We start from the raw sequence: 17504 nt of genomic DNA, 5'->3' as shown, positions 1-17504 counted from the left end.
TACAAGACGAGAGCTCCCAAAAATTGTTAACCGCCCATAGGGGTGCACAATTCCACCAGACTGCCATCAGGACAACGCAGATACGATACCACCTGGCCCCAAGGTTTTTCAGCCGGTGCTGCCAGTTCCTGCGCACCAGCAGCGATGGCTTGAGCATGCGCGACTGCCACGTCCGCCGTAGTAAATGCAACTTCCATCCCCAGCGGTTTTTCTGAACTGTGTGCCGCCACATGGCCACAGGAATAATTCATATCCCCCATGGCATGGGCAGCAAAGGCCAGCGTCGTGGCACCGGTGTCAAGTTCACCATACAGGCCAGACTCATGCAAAAATCGGGTAGAAAAACCGAAGGCTTTTTCAAAAAAACTAAGCGATGCGGCGACATCGGGGACATAGATAATGGTGTAAGCGAAATTCATGATTCAGTCCTTCATTTTGCAGCAGGTTAAACCTGGCCTCATCATGCGAAACGAAGCCAGGCGTGTATCACATCAACGTCACCTCAACTATTCTTTAATACCCCATTGCGAGAACATCCAGGCCATATTAAATGCGCCTTCGCGCAAGGCATCGTATCGGCCAGATGCGCCGCCATGCCCTGCAGCCATATTGATTTTGAGCAGTAGCGGATTTTTATCGGTCTTGAAATCACGCAGTTTGGCCACGTATTTGGCCGGCTCCCAATACATGACCTGGCTGTCATTCAAACCTGTGGTCACCAGCATGGCAGGGTATGCCTTGCGGGTAATATTGTCATAAGGTGAATAGCTGCGCATATAGTCATATGCTGGCTTTTCGTTCGGATTGCCCCATTCCAGATATTCACCTGTCGTTAAAGGCAGACTGGCATCCATCATGGTGTTCATGACATCGACAAAGGGTACGGCGGCATGTACGGCGCGGAACAAGTCAGGCCGCATATTGACGACAGCACCCATCAGCAAACCACCCGCACTGCCACCCTGGATAATCAGCTTGCCTGCGCTAGTCCATTTTTGTTTGATGAGGTAATCGGCGCTGTCGATAAAATCATAAAACGTATTTTTCTTTTTCATCAGCATGCCATCTTCATGCCAATGCTCACCCATGTCCCGGCCACCGCGTATATGTGCCTGCACATAGATAACGCCACGGTCCAGCATACTGAGGCGGCTGGAAGCAAAGGTCGCTTCGGTTGAATAGCCATAGCTGCCATAAGAGTACAACAGCAACGGTGCTGAACCATCGAATTTCACGCCTTTTTTATACACCGCCCACAGTGGCACTTTGACTCCATCCCTGGCCGTCATCCACAGGCGGCGGCTTTCATAATTGCTGGCATCGTAACCACCAACCACTTCTTGCTGCTTGAGTACATAACGCTGCCCAGTCGCCATATCTACGTCCAGGGTAGTCGGTGGCGTCACGGGTGACTGGTAAGACATGCGGAAGCGGGTGGCAGAAAATTCTGGCGTAGCGGCACCCATCGCGAGGTAGACGGGGTCATCAAATTTCACCGTCTTCCATTGCTTGCTATTGAAATCATAAATGCGTGCCCGGTTCAAAGCCTGGGTCTTTTCTGTGATGACCATGTAGTCTTTGAACAAGTCCGCATTGGATACCAGCACATCAGGATCATGTTTGACCACTTCCTGCCAGTGCTTGCTGTCAGGTGTTGCCAGCGGTGCCCGTACGACACGGAAATTTTTGGCATCCTTGTTAGTGACGATATACAACTCGCCATTGCGATGCTGGAGGTGATAGCGATGGCCTTTTTCACGTCCAAGTACACTACGGAATTGCCCTTGTGGTTTGTCTGCAGCCAGCAACATGACTTCACTGGTATCAGTGGCGTTGCTGTTGACGACGATAAACTGTCTGTCGCGAGTCGTGCTGACTTGCAGGCCAAATTGCTCAACGGCCTCATGCATGACTTCTACCGGAGGCTTGCCAATTTCCATACGGAACAGGCGGTCAGAACGTTTGGTGGTTGGGTCTTCCTGCACAAAAAACAGGGTCTTGTTATCTGCAGCCCAGGCCATCGACGTTACACGGGGCTGACTGTCACTGAGCAATTCACCAGTGCGCAAGTTCTTGATTTGCAATTGATACTGACGATAACCAGTGGTGTCCGTGGTATATGCCAGTAATTGCTCATCAGGGCTGACGGAGCTGCCACCCACGGCAAAGAATTTTCGTCCCTTGGCCATGTCATTCTGGTCCAGCAAAATTTCTTCGGCGAGCTTGTCATCATAGGCCATGTCAGCACCGGCGCGGCGGCGACAATACAACTGGTACTGCTTGCCTGCCTCTGTACGCGAATAATAATAGTAACTGCCGCGACGCACTGGCACGGACAGGTCTACCTCTTTCATCCTGCCCTTGATTTCTGCATAAAGTTTGTCAGACAGGGGTTTAATGTCTGCCGTCAGGGCTTCGGTATAAGCATTCTCTGCATTAAGATAAGCAATTACCTCAGGATTTTCTTTTTTTTGCAGCCAGCGGTAATCGTCAGTGACGACTTCGCCGTGACGGGTTTCTTGCCATTTGATTTTGGCAGCCACAGGCGGCACGGGGTCGGCAGCCAACACCAGACCGGATGTTGCCAGTCCAAGTACACTGGCTGATACGAATACAGACATTTTTTTGATGGACACTTCAACTCCTGTATGAAAAAGAATAATGCATTCTAAGTCGATGCTAACAAAACAAGAAATATTTTATATATTGCTGCAGTGCGGGACCTATTGACCTTCAATGTCGCCTTGAAATCGGCTGGTCATGAGACCGTTATAAACTAAAAAAGTTTTCATATATGAAATTTGAGCAAGCTCGTATGCCGTTTTCATTTTTCGGCTATGCTTGCTCGATATTTTTTGCAAACGTGATTGCAAAGACAACTGAATCTTGAAGGAAGACACCGTGAGCACTCTGTTAAACCGACGCCTGACGCTACTCGATAGTGATGCAAACCGACCTTTGCTGGCCGGTGGTTTGCGTGGTATCGAACGGGAAACCCTGCGGGTACATGCAGATGGCAAACTGGCTTTGACGCCGCATTCTCCAGCCCTGGGTTCAGCTTTGACCAATCCACAAATCACAACCGATTATTCCGAATCTCTGCTGGAGTTTATTACGCCAGCAGAACCAGACATCGCCACCGCGCTCGAAGAACTCGACAATATCCACCGCTTTGCCTATACCGTCATGGGCAATGAAATGCTGTGGCATCAATCCATGCCCTGCACCCTGCCGGAAGAAAAAGATATCCCTATCGCCTGGTATGGCGATTCGCATATAGGCATGATCAAGCATGTATACCGCCGTGGCCTGGCACTGCGTTATGGCAAGAGCATGCAATGCATTGCCGGCATCCATTACAACTATTCGTTGTCTGAAGATTTGTGGAAAGTCTTGCAGCAGGCAGAAAATACCAGCGGCAGCGCCATGCATGTGCAGTCCGAAAATTATATTTCACTGATACGCAATTTCCATCGTTATAGCTGGTTGCTGATGTATCTGTTTGGCGCCTCGCCTGCGCTGTCCACCCCTTTCTTGCGTGGCCGCCCGCATCAGCTGGAAACCCTGTCTGACGATACCCTGTATCTGCCCTATGCGACCAGCCTGCGCATGAGCGATCTGGGTTACCAGAATAATGCCCAGTCTGGCCTGGTGCCGCCGTATAACACCTTGCTAGAATACATGCGCAGCCTGTCGCTGGCAGTGCGCCAGCCCTACCCGGCCTATGAAAAAATAGGTACGCAGCAAAACGGAGAATGGGTACAGATCAATACCAATGTGCTGCAAATTGAAAACGAGTTCTATGCCACGATACGGCCCAAACGCGTCATCAAGACGGGCGAGCGCCCAGTTGAAGCACTATGTACACGTGGGGTGCAGTACATAGAAGTGCGTTGCATGGATGTCAATCCTTTCGACCCACTCGGTATCAGCCTGGAAACTTCACGTTTCCTGGATGCCTTCCTGCTGTTTTGTGCGCTGGAAGAAAGCCCTTTAACGAACCAGGCTGAAGGCGATGAAAATGTCGAGAATTTTGCCCTCACTGTCAAACAAGGCCGCCGCCCTGGCCTGATGTTGTCTCGCCAGGGGCGAGCGGTTTCCCTGCAAGACTGGAGCAAGGAATTATTGGACAAGATTGCGCCGGTAGCCGTCCTGCTGGATGCACAGCGTGGTGATAGCAGCCATGTGCAAGCCATGCGCGTGCAGACTGAAAAACTACAGCATCCTGAACTGACGCCATCAGCCCAGGTACTGGATGCCATACGAGCAACGAATAATTCTTTCACCCAGTTCGCTATTCAACAAAGCACGCGCCTGGCCGAAGAATTCCGCGCCCGCCCGCCTGCACCAGACCAGCTTGCCCTGTATACAAAAATGGCAGAAAAATCCCTGGCAGAACAGACAGAGATGGAACGCTCGCAAAGCGGCAGCTTTGATGAATTCATCGCACACTACGGTTCACGTACGTCCAGCGAAATTTGTTGCGATGTGTATGCCAGTAATATGCTGAAGCAAACAATGGACGTGTAAGTGACAGCTTCAAGGGTCGTAAGAGAAGGGTTGTAAGCGAACAACAGGGGCAATTTTTTGCCCCTGTTGTCTTTTTGTAGCAAGCATTCACTGCCAGATAAACTCATTAACATAGTCCATATGCTTAGTACGGTATTTTATGCGCACACTAACCAACAAAAAATAGAACTCAAGTAGTTTTATAAGCGAGATGTAAAATACCGTCATCAATGCCTATGCAGTTTATCTACAGGCGTTTTCTCAAATTTGGATATCATTCATGTTGAATTGGCTTAAAAAACAATTTTCTTCCGCGTCACAAGAAAAAAAATCACAAGCCATAGAAGCCAGGGCAGCGGAATCTGGACAGCCAGAACAGGCGGCGGATCTAAAAGCGCAGGGAGATGCCTTATTAAAACAAGGGAAACCACTGGAAGCGCAACATTGCTATGAACAGGCCATCGGCATAGATCCAAAAGACGCGAGTACCTATAATCAACTTGGCGACTTGTATTATGAGCGCCGCGATCTGAAGGTAGCAGAAGCGCATTATCGCCAGGCCGTCAGTCTTCAACCTGGCTTTGTTAACGCTCTTTTAAATCTGGGGCTGACACTTGACGAGTCAGGACAATTACTTGAAGCAGAGTCTTGTTATCGCCAAATTATTTCTATCAAGCCGGATGAGGCATTGGCACACTACAACTTGGGTGTGACCCTCACATCACAAGGAAGAACAGAAGATGCAATCGCTTCTTGCCGCCAGGCGCTTGCCCTCAAGCCGAAATTCAGCCAGGCGCACTTCCAACTTGCAAACCTGCTTGGAACGCAGGGAGATGTGAACAATGCTGAAAAATCACTTCGTCGAGCAATAGAATGTGACCCGCAATTTATTCAAGCACATTGGACTTTGGCCAACTTTTTGCAACAACAAAATCGACTTCAGGAAGCCGCACAAAGCTTTAGGGAAATTTTGGAGATTGCTCCAGAGCTTGATCAGGCGAGAGACGCCTTATTGTCCATCCTTTTTTCAACTCGACAGTATTCTGAAGCAGAATCCATTTACAGGAAAATGTGCCTGGCCAATCCTGAGGATGCAAACACACAAAATAACATGGGGGTCGCGCTAAAAGAGCAAAACAAGCTTGCAGATGCAGAAATATGCTTTAAGTCCGCGATACAACTGCGCCCTGTTTTTGCTGAGGCATACTCCAATCTAGGGGCCATCCAATTACTGAAAAATCAGTTGCCAGAGGCGATTGCCAGCTACCAGAAAGCGATCGAAATCAAGCCCGCTTCAATGGAAGCCTATTCTGCGCTTGCGAGAATTTTGATGCAGCTCAAGCGCACCGAGGAAGCCAAGAATCTGCTTCTGGATGCTATCAAACAGGATGACAATTTTGCCCTTGCTCATTTTGATCTGGGCTTGCTATACGAAGAGCAGGGTGAGTTGACCAAGGCAGAAACAGAATTTCGCAAATCCCTGGAATTGATGCCCGGACATCCCATAGCACATGGTTACCTGGGTGTATTGCTCATGAATCAGGGGCGGTACCAGGAAGCCGAAACCAGTCTGCGGCACTGTATCCGAGTGCAACCCAATGAAGCTGCGGCCCATGATAACTTGGGAATGGTTTTTTACCTGCAAAATAAATATTCCGAGGCAATTCCTCACTTTAAGCAAGCCCTGGAAATTAACCCGGCTATTGAAAACACATGGAACAATCTCGGCGGCACATATATCAGACTAGGCCAATGGAGTGAAGCAGAGACCTGCTATAACAAGTCCCTGCATATCAATCCCGACAACCCGCTGACGCACATTAACCTTGCCAAAATCCACCTGAACCAAAAAAGATTTTCCAAGGCAGAAGCCAGTTTCAGGTCGGCACTGAAAGGCAAGCCTGATGGTTTTGGGGATGCCTATACAATTCTGGGGACCATCTTACAATACACCGGCCGACACAAGGAAGCACTGACTTGGTTCCATACTGCTCTTACAAAAGATCCCGGTTTCATGGAAGCGCATTGTCATTTGCTATTCCAACTCTGCCTTGGCAGCTCTGGTGCTCCTGCAGAATACCGTGCAGAGGTGCTCGCCTATCAGAATAAACTTTCCTTGAGTAGTACTCCCTATACCACATGGAAAACGTCATCTCAAACTGGCCGTAAACTACGTGTGGGCGTAGTCTCTGCCGACATGGGAAACCACCCAGTGGGCTATTTCCTGGAAAATGTACTGAAACATTTTGATTTTCAGGAAATAGAACTCGTGGCATTTTCCAATAAAACCCGCAACGACAACGTCAATACACGCCTGAGACAGTACTTCAGTTCCTGGCACTCCATTGAGAGCATCGGTGACTCTGCCGCAGCGGAAATGATACATGAACAGGGCATCGATATACTGATCGATCTGGCGGGGCATACTGCTGGAAATCGCCTGCCTGTATTTGCCTGGAAACCTGCGCCGGTACAATGTAGCTGGCTAGGTTATTTTGGATCAACCGGCGCACCCGGCATGGATTATGTCCTGGCAGACTACATCTCTGTGCCAGAACAGCACGAGGAATTTTTTTCCGAGAGAATCTGGCATCTGCCTGAAACACGTTTGTGCTTCACGCCTCCTGCCATGCAACCCAACCTGGAGGTAGCGGTGAATCCTTTACCCGCTTTACGCAATACCTATATTACTTTCGCTTGTTTCCAGAGCGTGGGCAAGTTGACTGACTTTACTCTCGAATTGTGGGCTCAAGTCATGCAAAGACTGCCAGAAGCACGCTTGAGGTTACAATGCAGGGAACTGGAAAATGCCGAAACACGTTTAGTTACACAAGAGCGCTTGCGTCAATTTGGCATAGCGCCTGAGCGTACTGAATTACATGGTCCAAGCTCTCGTGAAGCCTATCTTGCCGCCCACAAACAAGTGGATATGATACTTGATACCTTTCCCTATGCAGGAGGGACAACTACCTGCGAGGCTTTGTGGATGGGTATACCTACATTGACATTGACTGGCTCCACCATGGCATCCAGACAAGGAGCAAGCCTGCTCACTTATGCTGGTCTGAACGACTGGATAGCCAAAAACGGGGATGAATTCGTAACGCTTGCCATTTCACATGCCAGCGATCTCAATAAATTGTCACAACTGCGTTCAACTTTACGGGAACAGGTACTGGCGAGTCCTCTTTTTGATGCACCACGCTTTGCCGACAATCTGCAAGATGCCCTGCGGGGAATGTGGGCAGAATTTACCCATAAAGAGTAGACCAACTGTTGCAGAAATTGACAATTAACACAGAGTTCGCGACAACTATAGGTTAAGTCAATAAGTATGCATTCGGTATCCACAAGCACAAGTTGGGAGCGCTGATCGATAGCATCATCAACGCAACGTCCTATGGTTGTTGTGGCTTAGTGATCTGGCACGCTATCAAGGCTTGAAAAGGTGTGAAGAGGCCTGAAGACTTATTTCTTTTCTGTACCCTTGGTACGCAAGTCCTCGCGTTGCTTTTCATACTGCTCGTAAGTCGTCTTGTTTTGCTGGAGGCAAGTCTTGCGTTCATTCCAGTCCTGGATTTTTTCACATTGGCGCTGGTTGGAATCTTGCCCTATATCATAGACAACGGCACAGCCTGTCATGGCAAGCTGGCTACCAAGTATCAAACTTAAGAGAAATGCTTTTTTAGACATAAAAGACTCACGGAAAATAAAAAATAGAAGTAGTAGCTGAATATAGCGTTCACGATAGACACACGTAAACCACTTTTAGTTCCAGCGACGAGCAATTGCCAGGCAATAAAAAGTACAGGGGCCACTCATGTTTTAAATGAGTGGCCCCTGTCTTTGAACGATTATGGTTTCAATGTGGCTTAGTTTCGGCGTAGTTGTGGCTTACTTGTCTTCAAATAAATTACCCAGGCTGCCAAGTACCGAGCCTTGCTCACCACCTTTGCTGCCACCGATTGCCGATGCACCAACAATACGGTTGGCCAGACGCGCCAGAGGCAGTGACTGCAACCAGACTTTGCCAGGGCCGCGCAGATGGGCAAAGAACATACCTTCACCACCGAATAGCGCGGTTTTGACACCTCCGACAAACTTGATGTCGAAATCCACTTCTTGGGTGAAAGCCACTACGCAGCCGCTGTCAACGCGCAGGGTCTGGCCGGGTTGCAAAGTTTTTTCGATAATGGCGCCACCGGCATGGACAAATGCCAGCCCATCGCCTTCAAGTTTTTGCAGGATAAAACCTTCGCCGCCAAAGAAGCCGGCACCCAGGCGTTTTTGAAAGGCGATACCAAGAGAAACACCTTTTGCCGCACAGAGGAAAGCATCTTTCTGGCACAGCAAGGTACCGCCCAGTTGGTCCAGGTGCATGGGAATGATTTTGCCGGGATAAGCAGCACCAAAAGCAACTTTTTTCTTGCCCGCACCACTATTCATAAAGACTGTGGTAAATAAGGATTCGCCCGTCACCAGACGCTTGCCCGCACCCAGCAATTTCCCCAGGATGCCATTCTGGCTTGCCGAACCATCACCAAAGATGGTTTCCATTTGTATGTCATCTTCCATGTAAAACATGGTACCGGCTTCACCGATGGCTGCCTCACCAGGGTCGAGTTCAACTTCGACGAATTGCATGTCGTCGCCAAAAATTTTGTAATCTATGACATCCATAGCCATGATGATTTTCCCATTGAGTAAATATGATTCCGCAAACCCGCGCGGCTTGATGGGCATTCTATGAAATTTTCTGGCTTTAGGGTAGATGGCGGAAACGGTAATCTGCCAAGAAAATAACCGCCTCCCGGCAAACCTATCACTGGCGATGCCTTTAGCCCAATAAGCTCGCAGTATCCAGTACAGTCGCGTATTCACTCTGCAGATTGCTGAGGGCATGCAGATGCACTTCTTCTGCGGTTTGGGGCTTGCCCTGCAAATCGAGTCTGTCAAAACTGAAGCAGGCATCGGCTACCACCGTGGTCACAAAGCCCAGGTTACCGGCGCTGCGGGCAGTTGCCTCGACTGACATATTGGTGCTGACACCGACGATCACCAGGTCTTTAATACCACGCACATGCAGCCAGCGTTCCAGACCTGTATTGACGAAAGCATCAGTAACATTTTTCTCGACTACATGCTCGCTGGCCAGTGGTAGCAGATTTACTTGAAATTCATTGCCAGGCTGACCTGGCCAGAATACTGAAGCAGGAGATCGAGACATATGCCGCACATGCACAATCGGTCTGCCTGCCGCACGCCACGCTGCCAGCAACTGCTGGATATTATCTTCCGCGTCCGGGTTATTCCTGCGCCCGGATTTAGGGTCAGCCATGCCACGTTGCATGTCGATGATGATCAGTACCGTATTTTGTTTTTCCATATTATCCATTCATGTATCCACTGCACAGGGCCCTGGCCCAGTCTTTACGTCCACGCATGGCAGCAAGCTCTGCCATTTGCTGATATCCATAAGGAACATTGATCAGGCTGGCGGTCCAGCCATGCACCATCTTTTCAATGATGGCATAACGCGCATCCGGCGAGCCGGATTCAATGACGTGCGGGTGAGGATAATCATCTGCATATGCAGGGTGGCCGACACTGCCAGGGTTGACGATGAGCTGGCCGTTAGCGTTGCGCACGCTGCGCGCGACATGGCTGTGGCCACATGCTATCACCGCTGCATCAAACTGGCCTAAGCGGGCATCGACTTCTTGTGCAGTCGCATTCCTCTCCGCTGTCTGCAGCAATGTCACAACATCACTGGTGGGCGTGCCATGGCAAAGCAAAACTTCTTCACTTATGCGCAACACGGGTTTTAAACTTGCTATCCATGCTTTCTGTTCTGCAGTTATTTGCTCAAGAGCATGAACATCGCCAGCGCCGGAAAATTCATTAAGCTCCAGAATTTGCCTTTCATGGTTGCCTGCCAGGTGTATCCAGCCAGCTTGCGACATCAAGAAATCCGCCGTCTCTTTAGGCAGCAAGGGGCCAGACAGGCTGTCGCCCAGATTGACGACCTGATCAACACCACGCAAGCGCAGATCAGAAGCTACTGCCTCAAGTGCAGCCAGATTACCGTGTATATCTGAAATCACTGCGATGCGCATTTAGTTTACTCCGCTATATCTGCTATATCTGCTTGTGAAAAAAAGTCGTCCCACAAAATTCACCGTCTGGCATCAAGGCGTAGTTGGGTACAACACCTACCTTTTGCCAGCCAGCACGTTCATACAGACGCTCGGCATCGCCTCCGGTGACGGTATCCAACACCAGCACTGTCTTGCTTTCGGATTTGGCAGCTTGTTCCACTGCCGCCATCAAGGCTTGCGCAATGCCCCTGCGACGTGCCTTCCTGTGCACCAGCATCTTGGCGACATCGGCGCGGTGCGGCTGATTGTCTGGCATGGCAGTAATCAATTGTACCGTGCCTATGATATCGCCGTTGTCATCCCTGGCGACCAGCAAGATGCGCTCCCTGCGCGCCACGCCGTCGGCAACATCCTGCCAGAATTGCAGTGCACGTTCGTGCGGCAGGGGCCACATGAAACTGACGGACGCGCCACCGGCCACACAGTCCGTCAATACTTCTGCCAATGCAGCTACGCTTGCTTGTGCTTCTGCACCGTCAAGAATCTGGATATGGACTTGCTCAGACATGATTCGCTCCATGAGTTGAAAACTGTAAGAAGTGGCTACTTGCAAAGCGCGACGAGGTAGCGCGCCGCGACTTTTCCAGGATTATGGAAAGTAATTGGTTTATCCAGTGTCATGGAAAGACAGTCGCCCGTCTGCAAATCCCAGGCTTGCTCGCCCACCTGCAAGCGCATCACACCGACCAGTATCCAGACTTGCTGCTGTATATCCACGTCGCGATGGAAACTGTCATAGCGCACGGTCTGCCCCGCCGGGAATTCAACCTCCACCAATTGCAGGGGTGAAATCAGGCCAGGTGAAAGATTGCGGCGCATATAACCGGAAGCAGGATCAGTCCAGCACACCTGCTCGGCCAAACGCGAGACTGGTGTAGCCACGGTTGCTGGCGTACTGTCCTCAAACAAGGAAGCCAGCGTCACGCCAAGACCCACGGCCAGCTTGTCCAAGGCTGCCGCCGTGGGGCTGCTCTCGCCCCGTTCTATGAGGGAAATATTGGAACGGCTGACGCCGCTACGCTTGGCCAACGCATCGAGCGACAGCTTTTGTTGATCGCGCAATTCGCGCACCCTGCGGGCAATAATCGTATTGATATCCATAAATTCCATTATATAGGATATTAAAATCCTGTAAACTGGAAATTATCTCGATTGCCTTTGCCCTATATCAGGCTTGCGTCAGTTGTTTGATCGCTGCCACCAGCTTGTCGAGGTCTTCCAAACTGGTGTAAAGATGCGGTGTCACCCTGACGATGTCATGTCCATCCAGCTCACGTGTGACAGTGAATATCTTGTGCTCGCGCATGAGGTAATCGACGATGGCATGACCAGAATTGCCAGCGATGCCAAATCCGGCAATCGCACAGGACCGTTGTGGGTCAGTTGGCGTCATGATGCGCACATCGGGTAAATCGCGTACCTGGTTGACCCAGTATTGCGTCAGGTAACGCAGGCGCGCCTCCTTGTTGGCAGAACCTATGGATGCATGAAACTTCAGGGCATCCAACACCGCCAATACATTCGCTGGTGGCACCGTACCTACTTGTGTGAACTTGAAAATCTCATTGTCGGCAAACTTGGCATTGCCAAACAGCGGCGCAATATCAGCTACCCGGTTCTTGCGTATGTACAGCATGCCCACACCCAGCGGCACACCCAGCCATTTGTGCAAATTCACCGCGACAAAATCTGCACCCAGCTCAGTCATGCGGTAGTTCAAATGGGCAAAGGAATGCGCCGCATCAACCATGACATCTACCCCATGCCGCCTTGCCATGGCAGTAATTTTAGCAACCGGCATGATCTGCCCTGTCCTGTGTACCACATGAGTGACCAGGATCAGCTTGGTTTTTGGCGTGATCGCCTGTTCATAATGCGCGACGATTTCTACATCAGTGGCAGGGTCTAACGGCAATTGCAAATGTCGCAGTTGTATCTGCTTGCGTTTCTCCAGCATCAACAAGGTATCAATGACGAGATCATAGTCATGCGTGGCGAGTATGACTTCATCACCTGCCTGCAAGGGGTAACCCTGCAGCAGGATATTCATGCCCTCAATCAGATTGCGGGTCAGCACCAGTTCGCCCTCATCCACCCCACAAAAATCCTTGAGCGCCTGCATGACTTGAACAAACATGGGCGCATAACGCACTCTCAAGAAATACGAAGTCTCGGCATTCACTTGCGCCTGATAGCGCTGGAACGCTTCAAACACAGGCCGCGCCTGCACACCGAAATAGCCGTTCTCCAGATTGATGAAATCAGGTGAGACCGTGTATTGTTCGCGGATATCTGACCAGTAGGCCTCATCATCAGCAGTGATAGTTTTCATTTGACTCGACAAAAGCAACTCCTTCAATTTGTTTGATTTATGTAAATCTTCTGCACAATTCTATATGCAGAGGCCAGGGCAGATGAAAAGTTCCCCAGACGCCTAAAAACTGTCATGTGTTGGTCATAATTGCTGAGTTTGACATCTAAGCTGCGTGTTTCTTGCATTCTGCGTATAGCTCCTCTAGCATGGCATGGTTAACTTTTAAGCACCCACCATGTCTGCATTGCCTGAACTGAATGAACTCGAACGCATCATCGCCCTTGGCCGCGGCCATCTGGAGGTGGATGTCTTGTGCGAAGTTGCAGTCAAGAGCAGACAATTTCCAGTCTATAAGCTGGCGCTGGGCAATCCTGATAGCAGCCTGCCAGCCATCGGTTTTTTTGGAGGCATACACGGGCTGGAGCGCATAGGCACGCAAGTCTTGCTGACTTTCCTGCGCGGTCTGCTGACACGTCTATCCTGGGACAAGAGCCTGCAGCATATGTTACAGGATGTGCGTCTGGTATTCATGCCTCTGGTCAATCCTGGTGGCATGTGGCAGGCAACACGCTGTAATCCAAGTGGTGTTGATCTGATGCGCAATGCGCCGGTGGAGGCACAAGAGAAGGTACCTTTCCTGCTCGGTGGTCACCGTTATAGCCCGCGCCTGCCCTGGTATCGCGGCGCTGCCGGAGCAGATATGGAAGCAGAGAATTTGGCACTCTGTCACACCGTGCAGCAGGATTTGCTGGCCCGGCCTTTCAGCATGGCGATAGATTGTCATTCGGGCTTTGGCTTGCGTGACCGTGTATGGTTCCCGCATGCGCATAGCGTACATCCCATAGACCATCTGGCCGACATCCTGGCGCTGGAAGAATTATTTGAACAAACGCACCCCAATCATTCTTATCTATTCGAGCCACAAAGCCTGCAATACCGCACCCATGGTGATATCTGGGATTACCTCTACCTGCAGGCGCAGCAGGACAGCAGCAAAACTTTTCTGCCGCTGACGCTGGAAATGGGTTCATGGTTATGGGTCAAGAAAAATCCACGTCAGTTATTTTCGCGGCACGGCATGTTCAACCCGGTGGCGCAGCACAGGTTGAGCCGCGTTTTGCGCAGGCATAATTCATGGCTGGACTTCCTGATGCGGGCAACCTGCGGCCATGCGCAGTGGCTGGCACAAGGCCCTACCCGTTTGCGGCTGCAAGAACGTGCTGTCGCACGCTGGTACCGACCATGACAACCTGGGTATTATTGCGCGGCCTCATGCGCGAGAGCAGGCACTGGGGAGATTTTCCTGCAAGCTTCCAGCGGGCAGTAGGTGCTGAGCGCGTGTTGTGCCTGGACTTTCCTGGCAATGGTCAATTGCATGCTGAACATAGCCTGACTACGGTAGCAGCGATGGCAGATCATTGTCACCGGCAATTGCAGGTACAAGGGGTAACAGAGGCTGTGCACGTATTGGCAGTGTCACTGGGGGCGATGGTGGCACTGGCATGGGCCAATCAATACCCGGATGACTTGCAGCGCATGGTACTGATCAATACCAGTGTGGCACCGCATAATCCCTTTTATCACAGATTGAGACCGGCAAATTATCCTGCGCTGATTGCCACCATGTTATTTGGCTCAAGCACCCAGCGCGAACGCCTGATCCTGCGCATCACCAGCAATTTGCAAACAACAGAACAGGCGAAAGAAATCATCAGGCGATGGACAACGTATGCGCTGGAAAAGCCCATCAGCGTTGGCAACATTCTGCGGCAATTGCTGGCCGCCATGCGCTTTCGTGCGCCGCCCTACGCAGGCAAAGTCCCACTGCTTTTACTGGCAGGCGAGCATGACAAGCTGGTCAATGCAAACTGCTCACGCAAGCTGGCAAAGCTTTGGCACAGCCCCCTGCATCTACATCCCACAGCAGGCCATGATTTGCCGCTGGATGATGCGGCCTGGGTGATACAACAGGTACGGACATGGGACACTATTTCTGCGCCAGTTCTGCAATCAGAAAATCAATAAACACCCTGACACGCAAAGGCAGGTGACGGTCAAGCGGATACAGTAATGAAAATGGCCTAGTACGCCCGCTGAATTCCTGCAGCACCTCGACCATGCGGCCAGAGCGCAAATCCTCTTCCACCATGAAGCGCGAAGACTGCATCAATCCTGCGCCATGTCTTGCCAGGGTGATGATGCCCAGCAAGTCTTCTGAACAGGTGAGGCCACCTCTGGTGGGCCAATCTATGTCCTCACCATCACGCTTGAATATCCAGACGATATTTTGCCCCGCACTTGGCAAGACAAATTGCAGGCATTCATGCTGGTCCAGGTCTTCCAGTTTGGTCGGCACGCCAAAGCGCTGCAGATATTCTGGTGCGGCACAGACCACGATCTCTGTGTCTTCGAGACGTCGAGCTATCATGCCTGAATCTGGCGGGTTACGACCTCGTATCACCAGGTCAAAACCATCGGCAGTCAGATCGACATTGCGGTTACTGAGTTGCAAATCCAGCTTGACAAGTGGATACATCTGGCGGAATTTTGCCAGCAAAGGCAATACCCGGTAATGCCCAAATGGTGTGGGCATGCTGATGCGTACCAGACCGGCAGGCTCCATTTGCTGGCCGGATACTTCACGCTCCGCTTCCACCAACTGGTTCAGCGCCTGGCGGCATTGCACGAAATAGGCACGCCCCGCTTCGGTCAGGCGTAATTGTCGCGTGGTGCGCACAAACAGGCGCACGCCTATGCGCTCTTCCAGTCTGGCTATCGAACGGCTCACAGCAGCTGGCGTCAGCCCCGCTGCATTTGCCGCGTCCTTGAAGCTTTCCAGCTCGGCGGCCATGCAAAACAATTCTATGCTACCCAGCAATACATCCGGAAATTGTCGATTCACATTACACCATGTAATTTATAAAGTAACTTTTACCTAGTTTATCAACTTTTTCGTTTGGCATAGTATGCCGTCACGCCCTGCTCATCATGGCAGAGCCGCCAGTCAACCTTTATCGAAAGCCCAAAATCATGAAACTCTATTTCTCCCCTGGTGCCTGCTCTTTGTCTCCACACATCATCCTGCGTGAAGCTGGCCTGGATTTCACTTTGCAAAAAGTTGACACCTATGTTCACAAAACTGCCGATGGCCTGGACTTCTACAGCATCAATCCCAAAGGTCAGGTCCCCACTGTAGAACTTGATAATGGCGAGATACTGACCGAGGGTTCCATCATTGCCCAGTACATCGCCGAAAGCGCTGAAAACCGCGATTTACTGCCAGCATCAGGCTTGCCACGTTACCGTGTGCTGGAATGGCAAAACTACATCAGCTCAGAATTGCATAAATCCTTCGCACCACTGTTTGATGCCGACATGCCCGCGGAAGGCAAGACGCGTGTAGCAGAACTCTTGCGCAAAAAATTCGCCTGGGTCAACAGCCGCCTCGAAGGACACACTTACCTGACCGGTGATACCTTCACCGTTGCCGACGCTTATCTGTTCACCGTCAGCGGCTGGAGCAAATATGTGAACCTGGACATCAGCGACTTTGCCCACCTGCAAAATTTCCTCGCCAGCGTCAAGGCCAGGCCACATGTGCAAGCCGCGCTGAGGGCAGAGGGCCTGCCTTCCTGATATCATCAACAGTGAAGAAAGCAAGCCATGCCCTATGTACACATACAGGTTACCCGCGAAAATGTCAGCGCAGCACAAAAAGCCGAACTGATAGCCGGTGCCACTGAATTGCTGGTACGCGTACTCAACAAAGATCCCGCCACAACTTTCGTCGTCATAGAAGAAGTGGATACAGATAACTGGGGAGTAGGCGGCATACCAGTCACGCAATTGCGTCAGTTGCAAGCTTAGCAGCACGAAAAAACAGAGTGGCTGACAGCCACCCTGTTCAAACAAGAAAGGCAAAAATGGAAACTGCATATCCCGACATCATCGCCATGCTGAACCGTTACTTCGATGGTCTGTACCACAGTGACACCAACATACTCACCCAGGTATTCCACCCCGAAGCCCATTACTACTGCGCCACCGAAGGAAATTTACTGCATCTGGACATGCAGCAATACTTCCCCGTGGTCGATAAACGCCCCGCCCCCGCGAGCAAAAACGAAATCCGCCGCGACCGCATCATCTCCCTGGAAATGGCAGGCCCGGTCACCGCCTTCGCCCGCGTGGAATGCGCGATTGCCAACAAGTTTTTTACTGATTTTTTAACGCTGGTAAAACTGGATGGCAGGTGGCAGATTGTGAGTAAGGTGTTTCATTTTGAGTTGATGGATGTTTGAAAGAAAAAGTGATCCGTATTCTGGCAATATGAAACATGGTCGCGTTGACGTTGTTTTTGAATTTGAAGTTGCTTTTGACGTTGCCTTTGATTATTTGCAGTTCCCATGTGTAGACGCCGTTTGTGCGGCACAGAAAATGGATCAAGAAATGCCCGTGTTTGAGCGTAGCGAGTTTCGGACATTTCCCATTTTTTGTACCGTACAAACGGGAACCCCGCAGGG

At 50.8% G+C, this 17504-nt stretch carries 18 protein-coding genes; 8 read left to right on the top strand and 10 right to left on the bottom strand.

The features are described 5' to 3' along the window. Positions 1-26: 26 nt before the first annotated feature. The gene (locus tag Q8K39_RS24130; protein ID WP_305263678.1) at positions 27-419 is read right to left on the bottom strand and encodes a VOC family protein; all 393 of its coding nucleotides are present in this window, start codon (positions 417-419) and stop codon (positions 27-29) included. Between the two features lie 87 nt (positions 420-506). Further along, positions 507-2636 (bottom strand): S9 family peptidase, encoded by a 2130-nt coding sequence (locus Q8K39_RS24125; RefSeq protein ID WP_305263677.1) that lies wholly within the window; start codon positions 2634-2636, stop codon positions 507-509. A 265-nt stretch (positions 2637-2901) separates the two neighbouring features. Between Q8K39_RS24125 and gshA the strand changes: the two genes are divergently transcribed. Both gshA and Q8K39_RS24115 read left to right on the top strand, forming a co-directional pair. Beyond that, the gene (gene gshA, locus Q8K39_RS24120) at positions 2902-4530 is read left to right on the top strand and encodes a glutamate--cysteine ligase (RefSeq protein ID WP_305263676.1); all 1629 of its coding nucleotides are present in this window, start codon (positions 2902-2904) and stop codon (positions 4528-4530) included. Positions 4531-4789: 259 nt separating this feature from the next. Next, positions 4790-7777 carry a tetratricopeptide repeat protein gene (locus tag Q8K39_RS24115; RefSeq protein ID WP_305263675.1) on the top strand — a complete coding sequence of 996 codons (2988 nt, stop codon included), beginning with the start codon at positions 4790-4792 and terminating at the stop codon, positions 7775-7777. A 200-nt stretch (positions 7778-7977) separates the two neighbouring features. On the opposite strand, the gene Q8K39_RS24110 is transcribed toward Q8K39_RS24115, so the two are convergent. From Q8K39_RS24110 to Q8K39_RS24080, 7 genes are all read right to left on the bottom strand, one after another. Continuing rightward, entirely contained in the window at positions 7978-8202 is a 225-nt protein-coding gene (locus tag Q8K39_RS24110; RefSeq protein ID WP_186955916.1) for a hypothetical protein, read from the bottom strand. 201 nt (positions 8203-8403) lie between these two features. Then, entirely contained in the window at positions 8404-9195 is a 792-nt protein-coding gene (locus Q8K39_RS24105; RefSeq protein ID WP_305263674.1) for a TIGR00266 family protein, read from the bottom strand. 151 nt (positions 9196-9346) lie between these two features. Continuing rightward, a complete protein-coding gene (locus tag Q8K39_RS24100; RefSeq protein WP_370868674.1) occupies positions 9347-9895 on the bottom strand; it encodes a cysteine hydrolase family protein in 549 nt (182 codons plus the stop codon). A 1-nt stretch (position 9896) separates the two neighbouring features. After that, on the bottom strand, positions 9897-10625 hold the full coding sequence (locus Q8K39_RS24095; RefSeq protein WP_305263672.1) for a metallophosphoesterase: 729 nt from the start codon (positions 10623-10625) through the stop codon (positions 9897-9899). A gap of 22 nt (positions 10626-10647) precedes the next feature. Then, complete coding sequence (locus tag Q8K39_RS24090) at positions 10648-11175, bottom strand: GNAT family N-acetyltransferase (protein WP_186955920.1); 528 nt, start codon at positions 11173-11175, stop codon at positions 10648-10650. 35 nt (positions 11176-11210) lie between these two features. Further along, positions 11211-11768: a helix-turn-helix domain-containing protein gene (locus Q8K39_RS24085; protein ID WP_186955921.1), complete on the bottom strand. Its 558-nt coding sequence runs from the start codon at positions 11766-11768 to the stop codon at positions 11211-11213. Positions 11769-11835: 67 nt separating this feature from the next. After that, on the bottom strand, positions 11836-12999 hold the full coding sequence (locus Q8K39_RS24080; protein ID WP_305263671.1) for an aminotransferase class V-fold PLP-dependent enzyme: 1164 nt from the start codon (positions 12997-12999) through the stop codon (positions 11836-11838). 217 nt (positions 13000-13216) lie between these two features. Here Q8K39_RS24080 and Q8K39_RS24075 point away from each other — a divergent pair, with 217 nt between their 5' ends. Then, positions 13217-14227 (top strand): M14 family zinc carboxypeptidase, encoded by a 1011-nt coding sequence (locus tag Q8K39_RS24075; protein ID WP_305263670.1) that lies wholly within the window; start codon positions 13217-13219, stop codon positions 14225-14227. Continuing rightward, positions 14224-15006: an alpha/beta fold hydrolase gene (locus Q8K39_RS24070; RefSeq protein ID WP_305263669.1), complete on the top strand. Its 783-nt coding sequence runs from the start codon at positions 14224-14226 to the stop codon at positions 15004-15006. Before Q8K39_RS24075 ends, Q8K39_RS24070 begins: the two co-directional genes overlap by 4 nt. Here Q8K39_RS24070 and Q8K39_RS24065 read toward each other — a convergent pair. Beyond that, positions 14969-15883, bottom strand: a complete 915-nt coding sequence (locus Q8K39_RS24065) for a LysR family transcriptional regulator (protein WP_305263668.1) — start codon at positions 15881-15883, stop codon at positions 14969-14971. The two genes, Q8K39_RS24070 and Q8K39_RS24065, sit on opposite strands and share 38 nt — an antisense overlap. A 128-nt stretch (positions 15884-16011) precedes the next feature. Between Q8K39_RS24065 and gstA the strand changes: the two genes are divergently transcribed. The 4 genes from gstA to Q8K39_RS24045 form a co-directional block, all read left to right on the top strand. After that, complete coding sequence (gstA, locus tag Q8K39_RS24060; RefSeq protein WP_305263667.1) at positions 16012-16617, top strand: glutathione transferase GstA; 606 nt, start codon at positions 16012-16014, stop codon at positions 16615-16617. Between the two features lie 27 nt (positions 16618-16644). Continuing rightward, entirely contained in the window at positions 16645-16848 is a 204-nt protein-coding gene (locus tag Q8K39_RS24055; RefSeq protein ID WP_305263666.1) for a 4-oxalocrotonate tautomerase family protein, read from the top strand. A 56-nt stretch (positions 16849-16904) separates the two neighbouring features. After that, positions 16905-17282: a nuclear transport factor 2 family protein gene (locus tag Q8K39_RS24050; protein ID WP_305263665.1), complete on the top strand. Its 378-nt coding sequence runs from the start codon at positions 16905-16907 to the stop codon at positions 17280-17282. Beyond that, on the top strand, positions 17275-17504 hold a 230-nt coding region (locus Q8K39_RS24045), incomplete at its 3' end, for a hypothetical protein (protein ID WP_305263664.1). The genes Q8K39_RS24050 and Q8K39_RS24045, both read left to right, overlap by 8 nt.

The organism is Undibacterium sp., assembly GCF_030683615.1.
GTDB lineage: Bacteria > Pseudomonadota > Gammaproteobacteria > Burkholderiales > Burkholderiaceae_D > Undibacterium > Undibacterium umbellatum.
This window is presented reverse-complemented; position numbering and strand designations above follow the sequence as displayed.

Coding starts and splice junctions, on each gene's coding strand:
- Q8K39_RS24130 (WP_305263678.1), bottom strand. CDS start 419: ATGAATTTCGCTTACACCATTATCTATGTCCCCGATGTCGCCGCATCG.
- Q8K39_RS24115 (WP_305263675.1), top strand. CDS start 4,790: ATGTTGAATTGGCTTAAAAAACAATTTTCTTCCGCGTCACAAGAAAAA.
- Q8K39_RS24110 (WP_186955916.1), bottom strand. CDS start 8,202: ATGTCTAAAAAAGCATTTCTCTTAAGTTTGATACTTGGTAGCCAGCTT.
- Q8K39_RS24105 (WP_305263674.1), bottom strand. CDS start 9,195: ATGGCTATGGATGTCATAGATTACAAAATTTTTGGCGACGACATGCAA.
- Q8K39_RS24100 (WP_370868674.1), bottom strand. CDS start 9,895: ATGGAAAAACAAAATACGGTACTGATCATCATCGACATGCAACGTGGC.
- Q8K39_RS24095 (WP_305263672.1), bottom strand. CDS start 10,625: ATGCGCATCGCAGTGATTTCAGATATACACGGTAATCTGGCTGCACTT.
- Q8K39_RS24090 (WP_186955920.1), bottom strand. CDS start 11,175: ATGTCTGAGCAAGTCCATATCCAGATTCTTGACGGTGCAGAAGCACAA.
- Q8K39_RS24085 (WP_186955921.1), bottom strand. CDS start 11,768: ATGGATATCAATACGATTATTGCCCGCAGGGTGCGCGAATTGCGCGAT.
- Q8K39_RS24080 (WP_305263671.1), bottom strand. CDS start 12,999: ATGAAAACTATCACTGCTGATGATGAGGCCTACTGGTCAGATATCCGC.
- Q8K39_RS24075 (WP_305263670.1), top strand. CDS start 13,217: ATGTCTGCATTGCCTGAACTGAATGAACTCGAACGCATCATCGCCCTT.
- Q8K39_RS24070 (WP_305263669.1), top strand. CDS start 14,224: ATGACAACCTGGGTATTATTGCGCGGCCTCATGCGCGAGAGCAGGCAC.
- gstA (WP_305263667.1), top strand. CDS start 16,012: ATGAAACTCTATTTCTCCCCTGGTGCCTGCTCTTTGTCTCCACACATC.
- Q8K39_RS24055 (WP_305263666.1), top strand. CDS start 16,645: ATGCCCTATGTACACATACAGGTTACCCGCGAAAATGTCAGCGCAGCA.
- Q8K39_RS24050 (WP_305263665.1), top strand. CDS start 16,905: ATGGAAACTGCATATCCCGACATCATCGCCATGCTGAACCGTTACTTC.